Source organism: Duganella guangzhouensis, assembly GCF_009674535.1.
GTDB classification, from domain to species: domain Bacteria; phylum Pseudomonadota; class Gammaproteobacteria; order Burkholderiales; family Burkholderiaceae_D; genus Rugamonas; species Rugamonas guangzhouensis.
In genome coordinates, this window is the sequence record NZ_WKJK01000012.1 from 135,800 (window position 1) to 153,398 (window position 17,599).

Annotated in this window: 20 protein-coding genes; 7 read left to right on the plus strand and 13 right to left on the minus strand. The window is 63.2% G+C overall.

Features of this window, described 5'->3' with window-relative positions:
- Nucleotide 1 precedes the first annotated feature (1 nt).
- The gene (locus tag GJ699_RS22065) at nucleotides 2-2,605 is read right to left on the minus strand and encodes a type VI secretion system Vgr family protein (protein WP_371867627.1); all 2,604 of its coding nucleotides are present in this window, start codon (nucleotides 2,603-2,605) and stop codon (nucleotides 2-4) included.
- A gap of 129 nt (nucleotides 2,606-2,734) precedes the next feature.
- Nucleotides 2,735-3,505, minus strand: coding sequence for an AraC family transcriptional regulator (locus tag GJ699_RS22070; RefSeq protein ID WP_229262231.1), 771 nt, complete (start codon nucleotides 3,503-3,505; stop codon nucleotides 2,735-2,737).
- Nucleotides 3,506-3,596: 91 nt separating this feature from the next.
- On the opposite strand from GJ699_RS22070, the gene GJ699_RS22075 reads away from it, so the two are divergent.
- Genes GJ699_RS22075 through GJ699_RS22090 form a run of 4 tightly spaced genes read left to right on the plus strand, consistent with a single transcriptional unit; the run spans nucleotide 3,597 to nucleotide 7,147 of the window.
- Complete coding sequence (locus tag GJ699_RS22075; protein WP_154380325.1) at nucleotides 3,597-4,529, plus strand: 4-hydroxyproline epimerase; 933 nt, start codon at nucleotides 3,597-3,599, stop codon at nucleotides 4,527-4,529.
- Nucleotides 4,526-5,632, plus strand: a complete 1,107-nt coding sequence (locus GJ699_RS22080) for an NAD(P)/FAD-dependent oxidoreductase (RefSeq protein ID WP_371867628.1) — start codon at nucleotides 4,526-4,528, stop codon at nucleotides 5,630-5,632. Before GJ699_RS22075 ends, GJ699_RS22080 begins: the two co-directional genes overlap by 4 nt.
- The gene (locus tag GJ699_RS22085) at nucleotides 5,625-5,888 is read left to right on the plus strand and encodes a (2Fe-2S)-binding protein (RefSeq protein WP_154380329.1); all 264 of its coding nucleotides are present in this window, start codon (nucleotides 5,625-5,627) and stop codon (nucleotides 5,886-5,888) included. Before GJ699_RS22080 ends, GJ699_RS22085 begins: the two co-directional genes overlap by 8 nt.
- Nucleotides 5,885-7,147: an NAD(P)/FAD-dependent oxidoreductase gene (locus GJ699_RS22090; RefSeq protein WP_154380331.1), complete on the plus strand. Its 1,263-nt coding sequence runs from the start codon at nucleotides 5,885-5,887 to the stop codon at nucleotides 7,145-7,147. The genes GJ699_RS22085 and GJ699_RS22090 overlap by 4 nt, the downstream gene beginning before the upstream one ends.
- Before the next feature lie 51 nt (nucleotides 7,148-7,198).
- Here the strand turns inward: GJ699_RS22090 and GJ699_RS22095 are convergent, their stop codons facing one another.
- The 6 genes from GJ699_RS22095 to GJ699_RS34665 form a co-directional block, all read right to left on the minus strand.
- On the minus strand, nucleotides 7,199-8,188 hold the full coding sequence (locus GJ699_RS22095; RefSeq protein WP_154380333.1) for a LacI family DNA-binding transcriptional regulator: 990 nt from the start codon (nucleotides 8,186-8,188) through the stop codon (nucleotides 7,199-7,201).
- Between the two features lie 99 nt (nucleotides 8,189-8,287).
- A complete protein-coding gene (locus GJ699_RS22100) occupies nucleotides 8,288-9,682 on the minus strand; it encodes an MFS transporter (RefSeq protein WP_154380335.1) in 1,395 nt (464 codons plus the stop codon).
- Nucleotides 9,683-9,822: 140 nt separating this feature from the next.
- Nucleotides 9,823-11,082: an MFS transporter gene (locus GJ699_RS22105; protein ID WP_154380337.1), complete on the minus strand. Its 1,260-nt coding sequence runs from the start codon at nucleotides 11,080-11,082 to the stop codon at nucleotides 9,823-9,825.
- 71 nt (nucleotides 11,083-11,153) lie between these two features.
- Nucleotides 11,154-11,474: a thioredoxin family protein gene (locus GJ699_RS22110; RefSeq protein ID WP_154380339.1), complete on the minus strand. Its 321-nt coding sequence runs from the start codon at nucleotides 11,472-11,474 to the stop codon at nucleotides 11,154-11,156.
- Nucleotides 11,471-12,295 carry a ChaN family lipoprotein gene (locus GJ699_RS22115; RefSeq protein WP_229262232.1) on the minus strand — a complete coding sequence of 275 codons (825 nt, stop codon included), beginning with the start codon at nucleotides 12,293-12,295 and terminating at the stop codon, nucleotides 11,471-11,473. The genes GJ699_RS22110 and GJ699_RS22115 overlap by 4 nt, the downstream gene beginning before the upstream one ends.
- Before the next feature lie 222 nt (nucleotides 12,296-12,517).
- Nucleotides 12,518-12,736 carry a hypothetical protein gene (locus GJ699_RS34665; protein ID WP_229262233.1) on the minus strand — a complete coding sequence of 73 codons (219 nt, stop codon included), beginning with the start codon at nucleotides 12,734-12,736 and terminating at the stop codon, nucleotides 12,518-12,520.
- On the opposite strand from GJ699_RS34665, the gene GJ699_RS34670 reads away from it, so the two are divergent.
- Nucleotides 12,735-12,926 (plus strand): PEP-CTERM sorting domain-containing protein, encoded by a 192-nt coding sequence (locus GJ699_RS34670; RefSeq protein WP_229262234.1) that lies wholly within the window; start codon nucleotides 12,735-12,737, stop codon nucleotides 12,924-12,926. The genes GJ699_RS34665 and GJ699_RS34670 overlap by 2 nt on opposite strands.
- 48 nt (nucleotides 12,927-12,974) lie before the next feature.
- Here the strand turns inward: GJ699_RS34670 and GJ699_RS34225 are convergent, their stop codons facing one another.
- The 3 genes from GJ699_RS34225 to GJ699_RS22130 are packed head-to-tail and all read right to left on the minus strand — an operon-like array spanning nucleotide 12,975 to nucleotide 15,130.
- Nucleotides 12,975-13,142 (minus strand): hypothetical protein, encoded by a 168-nt coding sequence (locus GJ699_RS34225; RefSeq protein WP_195763621.1) that lies wholly within the window; start codon nucleotides 13,140-13,142, stop codon nucleotides 12,975-12,977.
- Nucleotides 13,143-13,151: 9 nt separating this feature from the next.
- Nucleotides 13,152-13,541 (minus strand): DUF3224 domain-containing protein, encoded by a 390-nt coding sequence (locus GJ699_RS22125; protein ID WP_154380343.1) that lies wholly within the window; start codon nucleotides 13,539-13,541, stop codon nucleotides 13,152-13,154.
- 8 nt (nucleotides 13,542-13,549) lie between these two features.
- Complete coding sequence (locus tag GJ699_RS22130; protein ID WP_154380345.1) at nucleotides 13,550-15,130, minus strand: sensor histidine kinase; 1,581 nt, start codon at nucleotides 15,128-15,130, stop codon at nucleotides 13,550-13,552.
- A 119-nt stretch (nucleotides 15,131-15,249) separates the two neighbouring features.
- Here GJ699_RS22130 and GJ699_RS22135 point away from each other — a divergent pair, with 119 nt between their 5' ends.
- Nucleotides 15,250-15,597 (plus strand): hypothetical protein, encoded by a 348-nt coding sequence (locus GJ699_RS22135; protein ID WP_154380347.1) that lies wholly within the window; start codon nucleotides 15,250-15,252, stop codon nucleotides 15,595-15,597.
- Nucleotides 15,590-16,435 carry an HDOD domain-containing protein gene (locus GJ699_RS22140; protein WP_154380349.1) on the plus strand — a complete coding sequence of 282 codons (846 nt, stop codon included), beginning with the start codon at nucleotides 15,590-15,592 and terminating at the stop codon, nucleotides 16,433-16,435. The genes GJ699_RS22135 and GJ699_RS22140 overlap by 8 nt, the downstream gene beginning before the upstream one ends.
- A gap of 60 nt (nucleotides 16,436-16,495) precedes the next feature.
- Here GJ699_RS22140 and GJ699_RS22145 read toward each other — a convergent pair whose 3' ends face one another.
- Nucleotides 16,496-16,831 carry a hypothetical protein gene (locus GJ699_RS22145; RefSeq protein WP_154380350.1) on the minus strand — a complete coding sequence of 112 codons (336 nt, stop codon included), beginning with the start codon at nucleotides 16,829-16,831 and terminating at the stop codon, nucleotides 16,496-16,498.
- 350 nt (nucleotides 16,832-17,181) lie between these two features.
- The gene (locus GJ699_RS22150) at nucleotides 17,182-17,505 is read right to left on the minus strand and encodes a hypothetical protein (RefSeq protein ID WP_154380352.1); all 324 of its coding nucleotides are present in this window, start codon (nucleotides 17,503-17,505) and stop codon (nucleotides 17,182-17,184) included.
- Nucleotides 17,506-17,599 lie beyond the last annotated feature (94 nt).

A 17,599-nucleotide genomic window follows, 5' to 3' on the forward strand; every position in this document is an offset into this window, starting at 1 on the left:
TCTATTCCGATAAGGGCACTGCCGCAGCGCCAGACTGGGCAGCGCTGGCGGTTCGCGTCGGGCATACCTGGGAGCCTGGGAATGTCACGTCTTTGTTACTGCCCCCCATAGTTTGGTGGTCCGCAGCATGCACTTCATGCTTGCCTGATGTGTAACCTTTGATGCCATCGGCGCTCAGTACCAATTCACTTCCACCTCCGTTGATGCGGACACCCTGCTTGGCGGTGATATTGATCCAGTCCGTGGTACTCATTATTTCAACAACTTTTTTTGCCAACAGCGTCATGGCGCTGTTTTGAGCCTGCATCTGGACCTTGGCACTCGCCGCCGTAATCTTCACGTCGCCCTGATTAGCAAACAACCCCAGGCTGTGAGCGACGCGCCATGCGCCGTTGCCTCCGGTCGAAAGGTAGGTGTGCACACTACTCGCGATGTCGATGTCAGTAACCGCGCCTAGCAATAGATTTTGGCCGCTGGTGACCGCAGTTCCCATCGGCCCTTCGATGGCAACCAGCTGCATGCCACCTTCATGCAGTTGGCTGACCTTCTCCGCTAATTGCATGAGTTCTGGCCCATGAGAGTCTTCTGCGGCATAACGCACGGCAAGCTGGGAGAGTTGCTCCGATAAGTTTTGCAGACCGCCAATGATTCGATTGAGTTCACTTCGTTCCAGCTGCATCCCTGCAGCGCCACCGCCTGGGCTCGCGGTAACCAATACGCCCGCTGCGCCACGGACAGCAACTGTCATTTCGCTCCGCAGCTCCGCGCCTTCGCCACGTTGATCGGCTACCCCATCCATTCTCGGTCGGGTAAGGTAGCCCAAGTTCAACTGACTATCACCGTGGTCGCTGGACAACTGCGCACTGATTTCGCCATTGGTATCGTCCAGCAGTAATTGGTTGGCACGACTGCTGTTGATCTCGCAGCTTTTGATACCTGATAGGTAGCGATTGTCAGGAAGACGCCCTGCGGGAGGGCGTGCTCTTTGGTTGTAGACTTGGGCTATGATCAACGGCTTGTCCGGATCACAGCCGAGGAACACCACCACCACCTCTGTCCCCACGCGCGGCAGACTAATGGCACCGTAATGCTGGAAAGCGCCATGGCCGGCCCAATTGGAGGCAACGCGTACCCAGGCGGAATCGTTTTCCGTATCAGACGCTCCGGCACCGGTGGCGTCTTCCCGGTCCTCCGCACGCGTGCTCGGGAAGCGGATTTTGACGCGTCCCAATTGGTCGCAGTGGACTTCTTCGCCTTTCGGACCAACGACGATGGCACTTTGCATTTGCGCCTGCGGCACATCGCTTCGAGAATCGAAGGCCGGAACAATCGCCACGCCGCGACGCACGGCGGTGAACTGGATATGCATGCGCATCGGTCCTGTCACTACCTTGTCTGCGAATTCGCGCAGCATTTGCTGCTCCGCTGCGCTGTGCGTCCAGCGGCTGCGGGTGAACAGGCGCTCGACGCGAGCGGCGAGCGCTTTGGGCAGGTTGTTTTGGGCTGAAACCTGCAGGGCTGTGATGACGAAATCGCGCTCTTCCAACGCATGCTGGTCCACTTCCGGATGCTCGGCCAACGTGAAGTATTCTCCAGCACACAAATCGCGCACGCTGCCTTCGCCGTGGAAGCATTTGGATTCATAGTCATGCCGCTTCATGCGCAGTTGGCCGAGGCGGAGCAGATCTTCGTTGTCATCGCCGGCGTGGGGGGACAGCACCTGGTAATCATCCAGCGTGGCGGCCAGTTCGTTGCCGTTGATGCCTTGGTCTACACTGCTGGTGACCTCCATCATCATGAAGTCCCGGCCCTGCGGATTCATGTAGTCCCAGCTATGGCGCGTGACCGTGCCTGGTTGCAGGCTGCGTACCGCGCTCCAAGAGGTGATGGTGTCGCGTTCTTCGGTGGCGTTGTCGCGGTGGTAGCGGATGGTGCCGGCGACGTTCTGGCGCAGGCTGTCGGCGTTGTTGAACAGGACCAGCGTGTGCCCGGCTTCGTCGGCGCGGATGTACCAGCCGATGCCGCGCCGCTTGAGCAACCGGCGGATGAAGGCGGCATCCGATTCGTTGTACTGCATGGTGAATTCGCGCTTGGGATAGGTGCGCTGGCTGAACGCTTCGTCGGTCTCGTGCTTGAAGCAGATGCCCAGCACCGGGCTTTTCTGCCGCCATTCGTTGAGGATGCGCTGGACGATTTCCACTTCGTCCATATTGCGGAACACGCGTGTGTTGGTGCGCTTTTCCAGTATCGCCAGTGCGTCGCGCAGTACCAGTTGGTAGCTGGCCAAGCCACCGTCGCTGTCACCGGAGCTGGCTTCGGTGACGATGCCGCTGATGTAGCGCAGATCGCCGCGGTCAGTGACGAATTCCAGCGTGGCCGACACCGCGATCATCTGTTTCAAGGGTAGCTGGACGTTGGCGGAGACGCACAGCACACGGTACTCAATGCCGCCGCAGATGGCCTCCGATCCGAATACGCGCTGCGGTAGCAGCATGTCATCGTTAAAGCCGCCGGGCAGGTCGAGACGCAATCGTATGGGCCGGTTGTCAGTAACCAGTTCCTTGGCCAAGGCCATGAAGCTGAAGAAGTCGTTGTCGCTTTCCACAGTGCCTCCCATTAGGCGCGCAGCAGCTGCAAGCTGCGCAAGTCCCCGATGATGTCACGATGGTTGAAGCGCTTTTTTGAGATTGAGCAATCCTGCTGATGGTCTCAAGCAGGATCGCTCTGCGATCGCCTAAGCCTCGCTCTTGCGCCCGGCCGCCACCTGACGGTACTGGCTTGGCGTGAGGCCGGTGGTGGCTTTGAACTGGCGGGTGAAGGCGGAGTGGTCGCCATAGCCGCAGGCTTGGGCGATTTCGGCCACGCTGGCGTCGCCGTTCAGCAGGCGCGAGGCGGCGTCAACCCGGGTTTGGATGATCATCTGGCGCGGCGTCAGGTGGAAGATGCGCAGGAAGTAGCGCTCGATCTGCGCCACCGACATATTGGCGATGCGCGCCAGCTCCGGCAGTTGCAAGGGCTGGCCATACTGCTCATGGATCACGTTCACCGCCGCCGCCACCTTGCGGTAGGCGGGATTCTTCTTGTCCGCCATCGCCAGGTCGCGCGAGATGCCGGTCAGGCCGATGATGCTGCCATCCGCCGCGCGCAGCGCGTGCTTGCGCGTCAGGCACCAGCCGGGATCGCGATTCGGATACAGGTGCAGCTCCAACTGGTCCTCGATGTCGGCGTCGCCGGCCAGCACCGCCATGTCCTGCGCCTGGTAAGTCTGGCCAAACGGATGGGAAAATACCTCCGCCGGGGTGCGTCCGATCAGCGCCGACTTGTGCCGCTGGCCGCAACGCTGGACCAGCGTCTGGTTGACCACCATATAGCGCCCTGCGACGTCTTTGACGAAAAACACCACGTCCGGCAAAGCGTCGAACAGCCCTTCCGAGAAGAAGGGATCGGCAATAGCGGCGCCCAGGGCGGCGCGCGCGGCGTCGGGAGTGAGGGATTCGGTCTGCATCGCCCCATTCTGCACCATTATGCAGATTTCGTCACCCATCATGCGTAGACGGTGCAAGACAGGAGAGGCGCTCCGGCCTACCATTCCTAGCATGAAAACTATCTCCATCATCGATTCCCATACCGGCGGCGAGCCTACCCGACTGGTCATAGAAGGCGGTCCTGACCTAGGCAACGGCCCGCTCAGCGAGCGCGTGGCCATGCTGCGTGCCGCCCATGACAACTTCCGCTCCGCCGTGGTGTGCGAGCCGCGCGGTTCGGACGTGCTGGTGGGCGCCCTGCTGTGCGAACCGCACGCGCCGGATTGCGTGGCCGGGGTTATCTTCTTTAACAACGTTGGCTATCTGGGCATGTGCGGCCATGGCACCATCGGCCTGGTGGCTTCGCTGGCCTTCATGGGCAGCATCGGGCCGGGCCGCCACCGCATCGACACCCCGGTCGGCGTGGTGGAAGCCGAGCTGCATGCGGATGGCAGCGTCACGGTCGACAATGTTGCCTCCTACCGCAGCCGCGCCGCAGTCACCGTCGACGTGCCGGGCATCGGTCCGGTCACCGGTGACATCGCCTACGGCGGCAACTGGTTCTTCCTGGTGGCAGAACATGGCCTGGAACTGGGCGTGCGCAATGTGGAAGCGCTGACCAACTACACCGTGGCGGTAGCGCAGGCGCTGGCCGACCAAGGCATCACCGGCGACAACGGCGCGGTGATCGACCATATCGAACTGTTCGCGGATTCGCGCACCGGCGCCGACAGCCAGAGCTTCGTGCTGTGTCCCGGCAAAGCCTACGACCGTTCGCCTTGCGGCACCGGCACCAGCGCCAAGCTGGCCTGCCTGGCGGCCGACGGCAAGCTGGCCGAAGGCGCGATCTGGAAGCAGGAAAGTGTGATCGGCAGCGTGTTCGATGGCTCGTACCGCGTGCGCGACGGTCAACTGCTGCCTAGCATACGCGGCAAGGCATGGGTCAACTCGCAGGCGCAGCTGATCCTCGATCCAACCGATCCATTCGTGTGGGGCATCCGGTGAATAACACCGAAGTGATCGTCATTGGCGCCGGCATCGTCGGCGCCGCCTGTGCGGACGCGCTCAGCGAGCGTGGGCTGCGGGTGGCGGTCATCGAGCAGGACATCGCCGGCGGCGGTGCCACTGCGGCCGGCATGGGCCACCTGGTGGTCATGGACGACAACGCGGCCGAACTGGCGCTGTCGGCCTACTCGGTGTCGCTGTGGAAGGATCTGGTGGGCGACCGCCCGCAACGTCACGAATACAGCGGCTGCGGCACCATTTGGGTCGCCGCCGATGAAGAGGAAATGCAGGCCGCAATGGCCAAGGCGCAGACCTTGTCCGCGCACGGCCTGCTGTGCGAAATGCTGACACCCGCCGCGCTGTATGCGCGCGAGCCGCAACTGCGCGCCGGCCTGGCCGGCGGCCTGCTGGTGAAGGGCGATGGGCTGGTGTATCCGCCCAAGACCACCCGCATCCTGCTGGACCGCGCCATGCGACGCGGCACCATCACCAAACGCGCCACTGTCAGCGCCATCGAGGATCACACCGTGGTGCTGAGTGACGGCACCCGCCATCAGGCGCAGCACATCGTGCTGGCGGCCGGCACCGGATCGGCCAAGCTGCTGCCGGAACTGCCGATCCAGCCCAAGAAAGGACATCTGGCCATCACCGACCGCTATCCCGGCTTCGTCAAGCACCAACTGGTGGAACTGGGCTACATCAAGAGCGCGCACGCTTCCAGCGGCGATTCGGTGGCCTTCAATTTGCAGCCCCGCCCTACCGGGCAAATCCTGATCGGCTCCTCCCGCCAGTTCGACACAATCGACCCGGCGGTGGAGCCGGCCATGCTGCAGCGTATGCTGCGCCACGCCGCCAGCTTCACGCCGCAACTGGCGCAGCTGAATGTGCTGCGTACCTGGACCGGCTTCCGCGCCGCCACGCCGGACGGCCTGCCGCTGATCGGCCCTTGCAACGCGCGCCGTGGCCTGTGGCTGGCCACCGGCCATGAAGGCCTGGGCATCACCACCTCGCTGGCCACCGCACAACTGCTGGCCGGCCAGATGCAGAAAGAAACCACGCGCATCCCGTTTGCGCCGTACCTGCCGGGACGCTTCCATGACTGACGCTTACATCACCCTCAGCATTAACGCGCGCTGCGTGGAAGTGGATCCCGGCGTGACCGTGGCCGCCGCCATCGCCATGGCCGGCAGCGGCGTCACTCGCCGCTCGGTCAGCGGCGCCGCGCGCGCGCCCCTGTGCGGCATGGGAATTTGCCAGGAATGCCGCGTCACCATCGACGGCGTGCCGCATCAGCTGTCGTGCCAGACCCTGTGTGCCGAGGGCATGCACGTGGTCACCGCCAGCGAGGGAACAGCATGAAGCACTATGAGGTACTGGTGGTCGGCGCTGGCCCGGCGGGCCTGGCGGCAGCCCATGCGGCGATGACGCAGGGTGCGCGGGTTGGCATCGTCGACGACAATCCGCTGGCCGGTGGCCAGATCTGGCGCGGCGGTCCTGACTTGCAGGCCGACGCCCGCGCGCCGCAGTTGTGGAGCGCGTTGCGCGCCTCCGATCTGGTTGAGTATCTGCCGCAAACGCGCGTGCTGTACGCGCTGCAGCCAGGCCAGGTGAAGGTGCAGAGCCCGACCGATGCGGCCACGCTGCAATACGACCGATTGATTCTGGCGACCGGCGCGCGCGAGCGCCTGTTGCCCTTCCCTGGCTGGACCCTGCCCGGCGTGACCGGCGCCGGCGGCCTGCAAGCGCTGGCCAAGGGTGGCTATCCGCTGCAAGGCAAGCGCGTGGTGGTGGCCGGCAGCGGTCCGCTGCTGCTGGCATCGGCCGCCACCTTGCGCAGCAAGGGTGCGCAGATCGTCGCCATCGTCGAACAGGCGGCCACGCCGGCGTTGATCGGCTTCGGTCTCGGCCTGCTGGCGACGCCGTCCAAGATTACCCAGGCCATGCAGCTGATGTCGGATCTGAGCGGCGTGCCGTATCTGCGCAACAGCTACGTGCATTCGGCGCATGGCGACGGCACGCTGCAATCGGTGCAGATCCAGCGCGGCAGCGAGCGCGAACTCCACACCCTGCAATGCGATTACCTCGCCTGCGGCTACGGCCTGTTGCCCAACGTGGAACTGGCGCAGGCACTGGGCTGCGCCGTCATCTCACAGGAACAGCGCACCGTGGTGCAGGTCGACGAGTGGCAGCAGACATCGGTGCCCGGCGTCTACTGCGCCGGCGAAGGCACAGGTGTCGGCGGGGTCGATCTGGCGCTGGCCGAAGGCCGCATCGCCGGCCTGGCCGCCACTGGACATCAAGCTGACGCGAAAACGGTGTTTGCGGAACGCGCGCGCTGGCAGAAATTCGCCGCGCGGCTGGCGCGCGCGTTTGCGCTGCGGCCGGAAGTGCGCACGCTGGCCGGCGACGACACCGTGGTCTGTCGCTGCGAAGACGTCTGCCACGGCGAGCTGCGCACCCACACCGGCTGGCGCAGCGCCAAGCTGCAGAGCCGTTGCGGCATGGGGCCATGCCAGGGCCGCATCTGCGGCGGCGCCACCGAGATTCTGTATGGCTGGCGTCCGGATGCGGTGCGCATGCCGGTATCGCCGGCGCGGATTGGCACCCTGATCGAATAAACGTTGTACCCTCCTCCCCCACCTTCGCGCCGGCACTCCCGGCGCTTTTTTTTAGCGCTTGAGGGTGGAGCCGCGCAGGATCAGCTGCGGTTCGATGATGGTGGTGGACGGCGGCGCTTTGCCGTCAATGGTGGCGATCAGTTTTTCCATCGCCGCCGCGCCCATGCGCTCGCTCTGCAGGTCGACCGTGGTCAGTGGCGGCGAAGTGTATAAACCGTATGGGATATTATCGAAGCTGCCGACCGAGATATCTTCCGGCAGCTTGAAGCCCAGCGCCTGCGCGGCCTTCATAAAGCCCAGCGCCATCAGATCGTTATAGCAGATCAGCGCGTCCGGATGCTCGGCGCCCATCATGATGATCGAGGCCACGCGTTCGCCTTCGGCTGCCGTCGGCGCCTCGCCGTGATAAACGGTCAGCTCCAGATCATGCGCGGCCAGGCATTCGCGGATGCTGGCCAGGCGCTCTTCATCGCGGCGCGAACGCGGGAAGCTCAGATAGGCGATGCGCTTGTGGCCTTGCGTGACCAGGTGGCGCGCCAGCATGTCGGCGCCACGATGGTCGTCGCTGATCACCCACGGGATTTCCAGCCGGTTCAGGCGGCCGAAGAACACCAGCGGCTTGCCCAGATCCGTCATCCAATCCATCTCGGATTCCAGCATGCGCGAAAACACCAGCATGCCGTCCACGCGCCGGCTCAGCGCTTCCAGCAACGGCCGTTCGCGGCCGGGATTTTCTTCGGTGTCGACCAGCAGCAGCGTATAGCCGGCAGCCAGCGCTACCCGATTGGCGCCCTTGACGATGCTGGTGAAGTGCGGATTGCCGACGTCCAGCACCGACAGGCCGATGCTCTTGGTGCGGCCGGTGATCATCGATGCGGCCAGCGGATTGGAACGGTAGCCCAGCTTGGCGATCACCTCCGTGATGGTCGCTTCCACTTGCGGCGAGAAGCGCTGCGCACCGTTGACGAACTTGGAGACGGTGGCCGTGGAGACGCCGGCGGCGGCGGCCACGTCACGGATGGTTGCTACGTTTTTCTTCATTTTTCAGACTGTCGGAATGGCCCGGCGCCGGCGCGCCAAAAGACAATCTTATCATGACGGCATGGCCGCGCCGCCGGTCATGCGGCGGCGCGGTGCGCATCACAGGTCGGTGATTTCCTTGTGGCGCGGTACCAGCGCCTTCATCACTACCCAGGCGGCCAGGTAGGCCAGCGCGCAGATGGCGAACATGATCATGTAGCCGGTGTGGATGTCGTTGACCGATTTGTAGTAGTCGAACACCCAGCCACCCAGCTTGGTCAGCAGCACGCCGCCGATACCACCGGCCATGCCGCCGATGCCCACTACCGAGGCCACGGCTTTTTGCGGGAACATGTCGGACACGGTGGTGAAGATGTTGGCCGACCATGCCTGGTGCGCCGAGGCGCCGACGCCGATCAGCAGCACCGGTATCCAGTAGCTGATCGCGCCCAGCGGCTGCGCCAGCAGCACCACCAACGGGAAGAAGGCGATCATCAGCATTGCTTTCATGCGACCGTCATACGGCGCATAGCCGCGCGACATGAAGTAGCTGGGGAACCAGCCGCCGCCGATGGAACCGATCATGGTCATGCTGTACAACACGGCCAGCGGGATGACGATGGCTTCGCCCTTCATGCCGTACTGCGCCGACAGATAGGTCGGCAGCCAGAACAGGAAGAACCACCATACGCCGTCGGTCATGAATTTGCCGAAGGCGAAGGCCCAGGTCTGGCGATACTGCAGCAGCTTGAACCACGCTACTTTCTTGGCCGGCGCATCGGCGCTTTCAACCACCGGCGGCGCCGAGTCGCTGCGGATGTAGGCCAGTTCATCGGCCGACAGACGCTTTTGCTGCTCCGGTTTATCGTACAACCACAGCCAGAAACTCATCCAGATGAAGCCCAGCATGCCGATCATGATGAAGGCGGCCTGCCAGCCCCAGATCGCGGCCAGCAGCGGCACCGTGATTGGCGCCAGCACCGCGCCGATGTTGGCGCCGGAGTTGAAGATGCCGGTGGCGAAGGAGCGTTCTTTCTTCGGGAAGTATTCGGCGGTGGCCTTGATCGCGGCCGGGAAGTTACCGGCTTCGCCGATCGCCAGCACCGCGCGCGACACCATGAAGCCAACGATGGACGGCACCGCCGCCACCCCAAACACGCCCAGAATGGCGACACCGACATGGCCCAGCGGCACCGAGGCTGCGTGCAGCAGCGCGCCCAGCGACCAGACCGTGATCGCCACCACGTAGGCGGCCTTGGTGCCGATCTTGTCGACCACGCGGCCGGCGAACAGCATCGACAGCGCATACACAAACTGGAAGGCGGCGGCGATGTTGGCGTAGTCGGTATTGCTCCAACCGAATTCGATGGATAGCGAGGGGGCCAGCAAGCTCAATACCTGGCGGTCCAGATAATTGACGGTGGTGGCAAAAAACAACAGGGCGCAAATCGTCCAGCGGTATTTACCGACAGACTGGGCCACTGCACGCGCGTTCACTGGCTCGTTCAGGTTCATGGCATCACTTATAGTTGGGAATTTTTGTGATGATCTCTCGGTCTCCACGAGATCATGCTTTAGTCGTATGTCATCGTACAACCACTACCGATGCGAAGCAAGCAAAATCATAGGCCCGCTTCGCAAGTGATGTAAAACGTTTACTTAACCTTCACCGGAAGCAGCGCCAACAGGCTGATCACGGCCGCCGCCGACAGGTAATAGCCGACGTATTGCAGACCATAATGGGTCGCCAGCCAGGTGGCGGCATACGGCGCCAGCGAGGCACCCAGAATGCCGGCCAGGTTGAAGGTCAGCGAGGCGCCGGTGTAACGCACCTCGGCCGGGAACAGTTCCGACAAGATGGTGCCGAGCGGGCCGTAGGTCAGCCCCATCAGGCCCAGGCCCAGCGACAGGAAGATGGTGACTTCCAGCGGATCGCCCGAGCCGAACATCGGCCCCAGCGCCAGGCCAAACACGGCAATCGCGGCCGAGACCCAGATCAGCGTGGTGCGGCGGCCCTTGCGGTCGGCCCAGATGGCCGAGAAGGGTATCGTCAGCGCAAAGAAGAACACCGCGAACAATTGCAGCACCAGGAAGTTCTGGCGCGAGAACTTGAGCGCGCTGGTGCCCCAGCTCAGCGCGAACACCGTCATCAGGTAGAACAGCACAAAGGTGGCCAGCGCGATCAGCGTGCCCAGCACCAGCGGCACGCGATGCTGCTGCCACACCGCCAGCACCGGCACCTTGACCCGCTCGTTCTTGTCCAGCACCTTCTGGAAGTCCGGGGTTTCATGGATTTTCAGGCGGATGTACAGGCCCACGATCACCAGCAGCGAGCTGGCCAGGAAAGGAATGCGCCAGCCGTAGGCAAAGAATTCGGCGTCGCTGAGCAGTTGGCTCAGCAGCAGGAAGATGCCGCCCGACAGGAAGAAGCCGATCGGCGCGCCCAGCTGCGGGAACATGCCGTACCAGGCGCGCTTGCCCGGCGGCGCGTTCTCGGTGGCCAGCAGCACCGCGCCGCCCCACTCGCCACCCAGGCCCAGGCCCTGGCCGAAGCGGCACAGCGCCAGCAGCGCCGGCGCCAGCGTGCCGATGCTGGCGTAGGTCGGCAACAGGCCGATCACCACCGTCGAGACACCCATGGTCAGCAGCGCCGCCACCAGCGTCGCCTTGCGGCCGACGCGGTCGCCAAAGTGGCCGAACACGGCCGAGCCTACCGGACGCGCGAAAAAGGCGATCGCGAATGTGGCCAGCGATTGCAGCGTGGCCGCCGCCGGATCGCTGGCGGGGAAGAACAACTTGGGGAACACCAGCACGGCGGCGGTGGCGTAGATGTAGAAATCGAAGAACTCAATCGTCGTGCCGATCAGGCTTGCGAACAAGACTGTGGCTGCGGAATTGGTCTTGGGCTGACTCATGCTGGAGGCTCCTGCTTATTGTAGGTGTGCGGGCCATCATACACACCCCCTTGCAGGATTGCCAAGCATGGTTAAGCGTCAATTTGTGCAAAGGCCGCCGAGATGTCGCCTGCTTTCAACGGCCGCACCAGACGCGCCACTTCCTGGCCGTCGCGCAGGAAAATCAGGGTCGGCCACAGCTTGACGCGGAACGAGCGGCCCAGCGGACGGCCTGGGCCGTCTTCGACCTTGTAATGGGCGACGCCAGCGTGATCCTGGAAAGCCTGCTCCAGCGGCGCCTGCGCCGCCATGCAATGGCCGCACCAGTTGGCGCCGAACTCCAGCATCACCGCGCCTGCCATGGCGTCGAACTCGGCGCGCTGTGGCGCTTCGGGTATATAACGTGTCTTCATTTCTTTACCTGTTTGCACGGGTCGTCGCGTTGCTGCGTCGCCAGTGGCTGCAAGCTGTCATAGCGGCCATCGTTGTCACGGCCCTCGACGAAACCGATGCTGTGCACCTTCAGCGTCGGCGCCGCCTCGTGCAGCCAATAGCCGACGCCGATGTCCTTGCGCACGTGGCCATTGCCGGCGATCAGCACCACATCGCGCGGCAGCTGGTCGCGGATGATCTTGGCCATCCAGATATCGCGCGACACCTGGGCGTCGACCATGCCGCCAACCATCATGTCCGGCAGCATATTGCAGTGGCCCGCCACGATTTCCTGTTGTTGAGCGGCGCGCAGCGCGGCCGGCAGCGGCTGGTCCAGCCGGTATTCCTTGATGCTTTGCGGATCGAAGCTGGACTTGATGCCGTCGCGCACCACGCGCGAGGCGTCGGCGCGCGACAGATTGCCGGCCACCAACTGCAGCTTGTGGTCCAGCGCCAGCTGAATCACAGGATAATACAATTGCCAATCCCAGCGCGCACCGCCCGCCACCTGGATCACGCACTGGGCGTCGGCACAGCCTTTTTGCGCCTTGGCCAGCAAATCCTGGTTTTCGCGGTCGAACTGCTCCATCACGATGACTGGCTGCCAGCCCGCCTCCACCCGCTGCCGTAACAATTCGTAACGCAGTTTATGACCCTGGCTATTGTCATGCACTTCACCCAGCAGCAATACTTGAGGGTTGCCTGCAGGAAGCAATTGAGCGCTTGGAACGGTGACCGGCGCCGCGCCGCGCGGGCTGGCGCAGCCTGCGAACAACACCGCAACGGCCAGCGTCAAAGTCAATTGTATTCTGCGGCTATATGTGGAAAGCATCTGATTAGCCCAAATGTGCATCGAAATAAATGGTTGAAGAAGTGTAAATCATCTGCGCCACTGGGAAGCGGCTAACAGTTGTTGTTGCGGCGCAAAATTTCGTTATGCCAAAAGAAAAACAGATGGCAAATTGTTACGCCATATGGTTTAATAGCAGAACGGTAGCAAGTGTCAGACGCCTGCGCCGTTAATTTACAGTTGGTGTATTAAACCGACCTTAACTTCCTGCTCAAAACAATGCCAGGAGTGAATCGTGAAAGTTTTGTCCTTGATCTCGACAGCTTTATTTGCTTTAAGCCTAGCCGGCGCCGTACAGGCAGCCCCAGCCGCACCTGCCGCAAAAGCCAATGTTGCAACTGCAACAATCGTCCTTGCACATTGCGAGGAAAACGCCACTGCACCCTGCAGCATGGATGCCCCAGCCCACACCGGCGAGAACGACCCCAACACCCTGCCGCCCGCCAGCCATCAGAAGCAGGCTCAAGCCGAGCCGGCCACGCCGGTGCCGGAACCGCAAACCTGCGTCATGCTGATGCTGGGCCTGGTGGTACTCGGTTTCGCCACCCGCCGCAATTCGTCTTCCGAAAAATTCAGCGACTGAATCTGACGTCGCGCCGCAGCCAAAAATCCCGCCGCATGCGGGATTTTTTTATAGGCATACCGCGCGGATATTGCTGAGCGCGATGCCATGCATCAGGGCGCGAAACACACAACCCAGCTTATGCCACCCATCATCGGTGGTCACCACCGCAAACACCGCCAATGCCAGTACCACGCCTGCCAGAATCAGCAGACCTTTAATCGTTTCTTTGTTCATACTTCTATTTTATAGGGTGTAATCGAGATCGTAGTAGTGCTTGCCATCCTCGATGCGAATCCGCAGCGTGCCGCTCAGGCCGCTCAAGTCGCCGCTGCCCGAATCGGGCACCACCGCCACGGTCAACGCCGGCGCGCCGCGCGTCATGACGCCGGTGTGGTGTAACAGGAAGGAACCGCTGCGGCCGTCCAGCGTGCCGCTGACGCGCTCCACCGCGACGTAGACACCGGAACCCAGCGCCCGGTCCAGCTGCGCCAACATCTCGCCTTTGCCCTCGGCCTGCAGCGCGCCGTGATAGCGCTTGTCCAGCGACATGCGGCCGATACCGCTGTCGGCGGCGACGGCCGACATGGTCTCGGGCTGCATCACGACCGTAAATTCTCCACTGACGATGGGCATGGCGGTCCTCAGGCGTGCAGCCGGGCGTCGGCGTGCAGCGTGACATCTTCGGCCGGCGTCACGCACGGCATGCGCAGCACGAAGCTGGCGCCCTGGCCCAGCACGCTGGAGACGGTGATGCTGCCGCCAAATTGCTTGGCGATCAGGTTGAACACGATATTCAGGCCGAGACCGGTGCCGCCCTGGCCGCGCCGGGTGGTGACGAAGGGATCGAACACCTTGTCCAGCATGTCCGGCGGGATGCCCTTGCCGTTGTCGGTGACCTGCATTTCGATCCAGTCGCCCTGCTGCGCCACGCCGATGGTGATGCGGCCCTCGTCGTCCGCCTCGAACGCGTGCTCGACGCAGTTCAGCGTCAGGTTGGTGATCACCTGCGCCAGCGCGCCGGGATAGCTGTCCATCATGATGTCGGGCGGGCAGGCGATGTTGACGGTGATGCGGGTTTTCTTCAGCTTGGGCTGCAGGCTGGACACCACTTCGTTGATGTAGTCGCGCAGCTCGAAGCGGCGGCGTGCCTCGCTGACCTGGTCGACCGCGATCTGCTTGAAGCTGTGGATCAGGTGCGCCGCGCGGTAGGCATTGTTCATGATCAGACGCGTGCTTTCCGAGGCGGTCTCCAGGTAGCGCGTGATGTCGGATTTCTTGATATTGCCGCCCTCCACCGCCGTCTGCACCTTCTCGGTGGCCTCCATCAGCACCGAGGCGCTGGTCAGCGCGATGCCGACCGGGGTGTTGATCTCGTGCGCCACGCCGGCCACCAGCCCGCCCAGCGAGGCCAGCCGTTCAGCCTGCAGCAGCGATTCCTGGGTGCGCCGCAAATCGTCGAGCGCCTTGGCGGTGGTCTGGGCCGCCTTGCGCGCCTCGTCCTCGGCCTCGCGGATGCGCTGGATATTGGATTTGATCTTACGCTGGATGGCGTTGAAACCGCGGATCACCTCGCCCAGCTCGTCGTGGCGGCTGTCCGGCAGCTCTTCCACCTCGTCGCTGCCGCGCGTGGCCAGGTCGAACAGACCGTCGCGCAGCCGCTTCAGCGGATCGAACACGATGCGCAGCGACAGCGCCAGCGCCGCCACCAGGATCAGGTCCAGCAGCAGCACCTCGGTGACCTTGCGCCGCACCTCGGCCGCCAGGGTGGCGTCGATCTGGGCGCGGCTGAAATTGACCACCACGCGGCCGACGATGACCGGCTTCAGCGCCGCGCCGGCGGCGCCGGAATCGCGGTAGGCCAGGTCGGCCACCACCGGCGTGCCGCCCACGGCGGCATCGTTTTCAATCGCGCTGATGGTGCCGTTGTCGTTGCGCAGCTTGCCGGAGAACAGGCCGACCGAGGTATCGTAGACGCGGATCGACACCAGCTCCGGCGGCATCATCTCGGCCGCGACGATGTTGTCGACCTTGGCCTTGTCCAAATCCCACAACGCCGATGGCAAGCTGGTCTGCAGACGGGTCAGCACGCCCTGCCGCAGGCGCTGGCTGCTGACCTCCAGTTCATGGCCGAGGCTGTACTGCGCATAGGTGCCGGAAATCCCCAGCACCAGCGTCACAATGACCACAAAAAGCAGCGTCAAGCGGCCTTGAATCCCAAACATCTAGCAATCTCCCGACAACATGGATTTGACGGCAACGCCCCAATGTACGGTATGGGCTGCGTCTTGGCAAGACAATGGTAAGATCGGGAAATATAGTGTAGGCAACAACGGGAGGCGGCATGACAGGCAATTATCAGCAACTGACACTGGCGGAGGTGCGGCCCGGCATGGTCCTGTCCGACGTGCTGCTGGACGTCCAGGGCAATGTGCTGCTACCGCAGGGCACGGTGCTGACCGACGCCATGCTGGCGCTGATGCCGCGCCACGGCATCGCCGTGCTGCCGATCGCGCGCGACGAGGTGACGCCGGAAGCGGCCGCCGCCGCGCTGGCCCACCACGAGGCCCGCATCGCCCATTTATTCCGCAAGAACGACCCTGACAGCGGCAGCGACTGGGCCACCGCCACGCTGCGCCGCTTTGTCACCGATTTTCGCCTGGGCGTAGAGGAGACGCCGGAACATGAGTAACACCCTGAGCTACGACGACGTGGTACGCAACCTGGACGACCTGCCATCGCTGCCGGCGGTGGTGATGGAGCTGCTCAACAGCATCGACCAGGACGACGTCGACATTTCCGTGCTGGCCAAAAAGGTCTCACACGACCAGGCGCTGACCGCCAAGACGCTGCGGCTGGCCAACTCGTCGCTGTACGGCCTGCAGGTCAAGGTCACCACCATCCAGCAGGCGATCACCTTCCTCGGCTTCCAGACCACGCGCAACCTGATCACCGCGGCGGCCGTGACCGGCTGCTTTGCCGAAGGCCATTGCCCCGGCTTCGACCACAAGGCGTTCTGGCGCCATTCGATCGCCACCGCCGCCTGCGCCAAGGTGCTGGCGCGGCAGATGCGTTTCAATCAGGATTACGCGTTCACGGCCGGGCTGCTGCACGACATCGGCCGGCTAGTGCTGGTGGCCTGCTTCCCGAACCAGTATTCGGAAACGCTGGCTTACCGCGAACAGAACGACTGCTTCCTGCTGGACGCCGAGCGCACCGTGCTGGGCGTCGATCACGTCGACGCCGGCATGGCGCTGGCCGAACACTGGAATTTTTCCGACACCATGCGGCTGGCGATTGCTGGCCACCACGACCCCGAAGCGCCGGGCGCGGGGTTCCTGGCGGCCATTATCCACGTGGCGGACGCCATCGTGCACGCGCTCGATCTGGCGCAGGTGCAGGATGATCTGGTGCCGCCGGTCTCCAGCGTGGCCTGGACGGCGCTGGGCCTGGATGAAGAAATTTATCTGCAGATCTTCCGCGAGACGGAGTTGCAGTACGAAGAAATCTCTATGGTGCTGCTAACCTGAAGCGGCGGCCCGCCGGCGCGACTTATGCGCGTTCCGGCAGGCGCGTGCGCTGGGGGCGCATCAATGGGCCGCGATGCCGGACTCGGTCTTCTTGTCGGCCAGGCGGTCTTCTGGCTTCGGACGGCCCTGAGCGTCGGACAGGCGGTACTTGGTGCGGCGATCGCCCATCAGGTCGCGCAGGTCGCGGATGCTCATGCCGGTCACTTCGTGCATGCGGATCAGCAGCGAGGCGCCAACGGGCAGACGGTGGTGACGGATTTTGCTGATCACCGGCGGCGCGACTTCCAGCAGGCGCGACAGCGCGGCATCGTTTTTCAGCTGCATCTTGCCCAGCAAGATATCCAGCAGGTGATTCGGGTTGTAGCTTTCTTGAGAAGCGAGAGCATGATGTGCCATGATTTTCCTCGTTGGTTGGGGTGAACAGATAGTGCTGGTTCGAACTTAAGCAAAACTTAGACTGTTTCAAGCAAGTTGGGCTCGAGTTAATTGCCTTTAATGCAAGATAATTCTATGCCCAAAAGGCCGCCGTCCCACCAGCGCGCACCGCGCTAAGATTGTTCAATATCAATCAATGACTAGAAACCTTAGCAACAATGCTATTTCATCACATGGGACCGGAGGGTGTCGCACGCAAGAACTTGTAGGAAACTGTTACACAATGCCAAGCCCGCTTTACGCCTGCCCAGCCCGTGTCCACTTCGGGGTCAGACCCCGAAGTGGACACGGGCTGGACAGGCGGTGAACGGTCAGGCGGTGGTGTCGATGGTGCCGCCCAGGGTTTTCTGCTGCTGGCGGCGTTCGCTGTCGGCCTTTTGATCGGCCTGCTGGGTGGCGCGCCGCTCGGCGGCGGCGGCATCGTCGTTGGCTTGGGCACTCTGGCGCTGGGTGGCTTGGTTTTCCTTGACGCGCTGCTTGAGCGCGGCGGCATCCTGGTCATCGCGCTTGGTCTGCTCGGTGCGCTGGGTTTCGCTGCGCTGGGTACTGCGCTCGGCGGCGCGCGCGGCATTGGTCTCGCGCAGGTTGAGCTGCACGGGATCGGTACGATTCGCTGAGGTAACGTTGATGGCCATAGCTTTACTGTAGAGCAAGAGCGGGCAAAATCAAGTCCGCCCGGGGCAAATACGCTAAACTAGCGGCTGTGCCGCCCTGCGGCCCCCTCTCAGA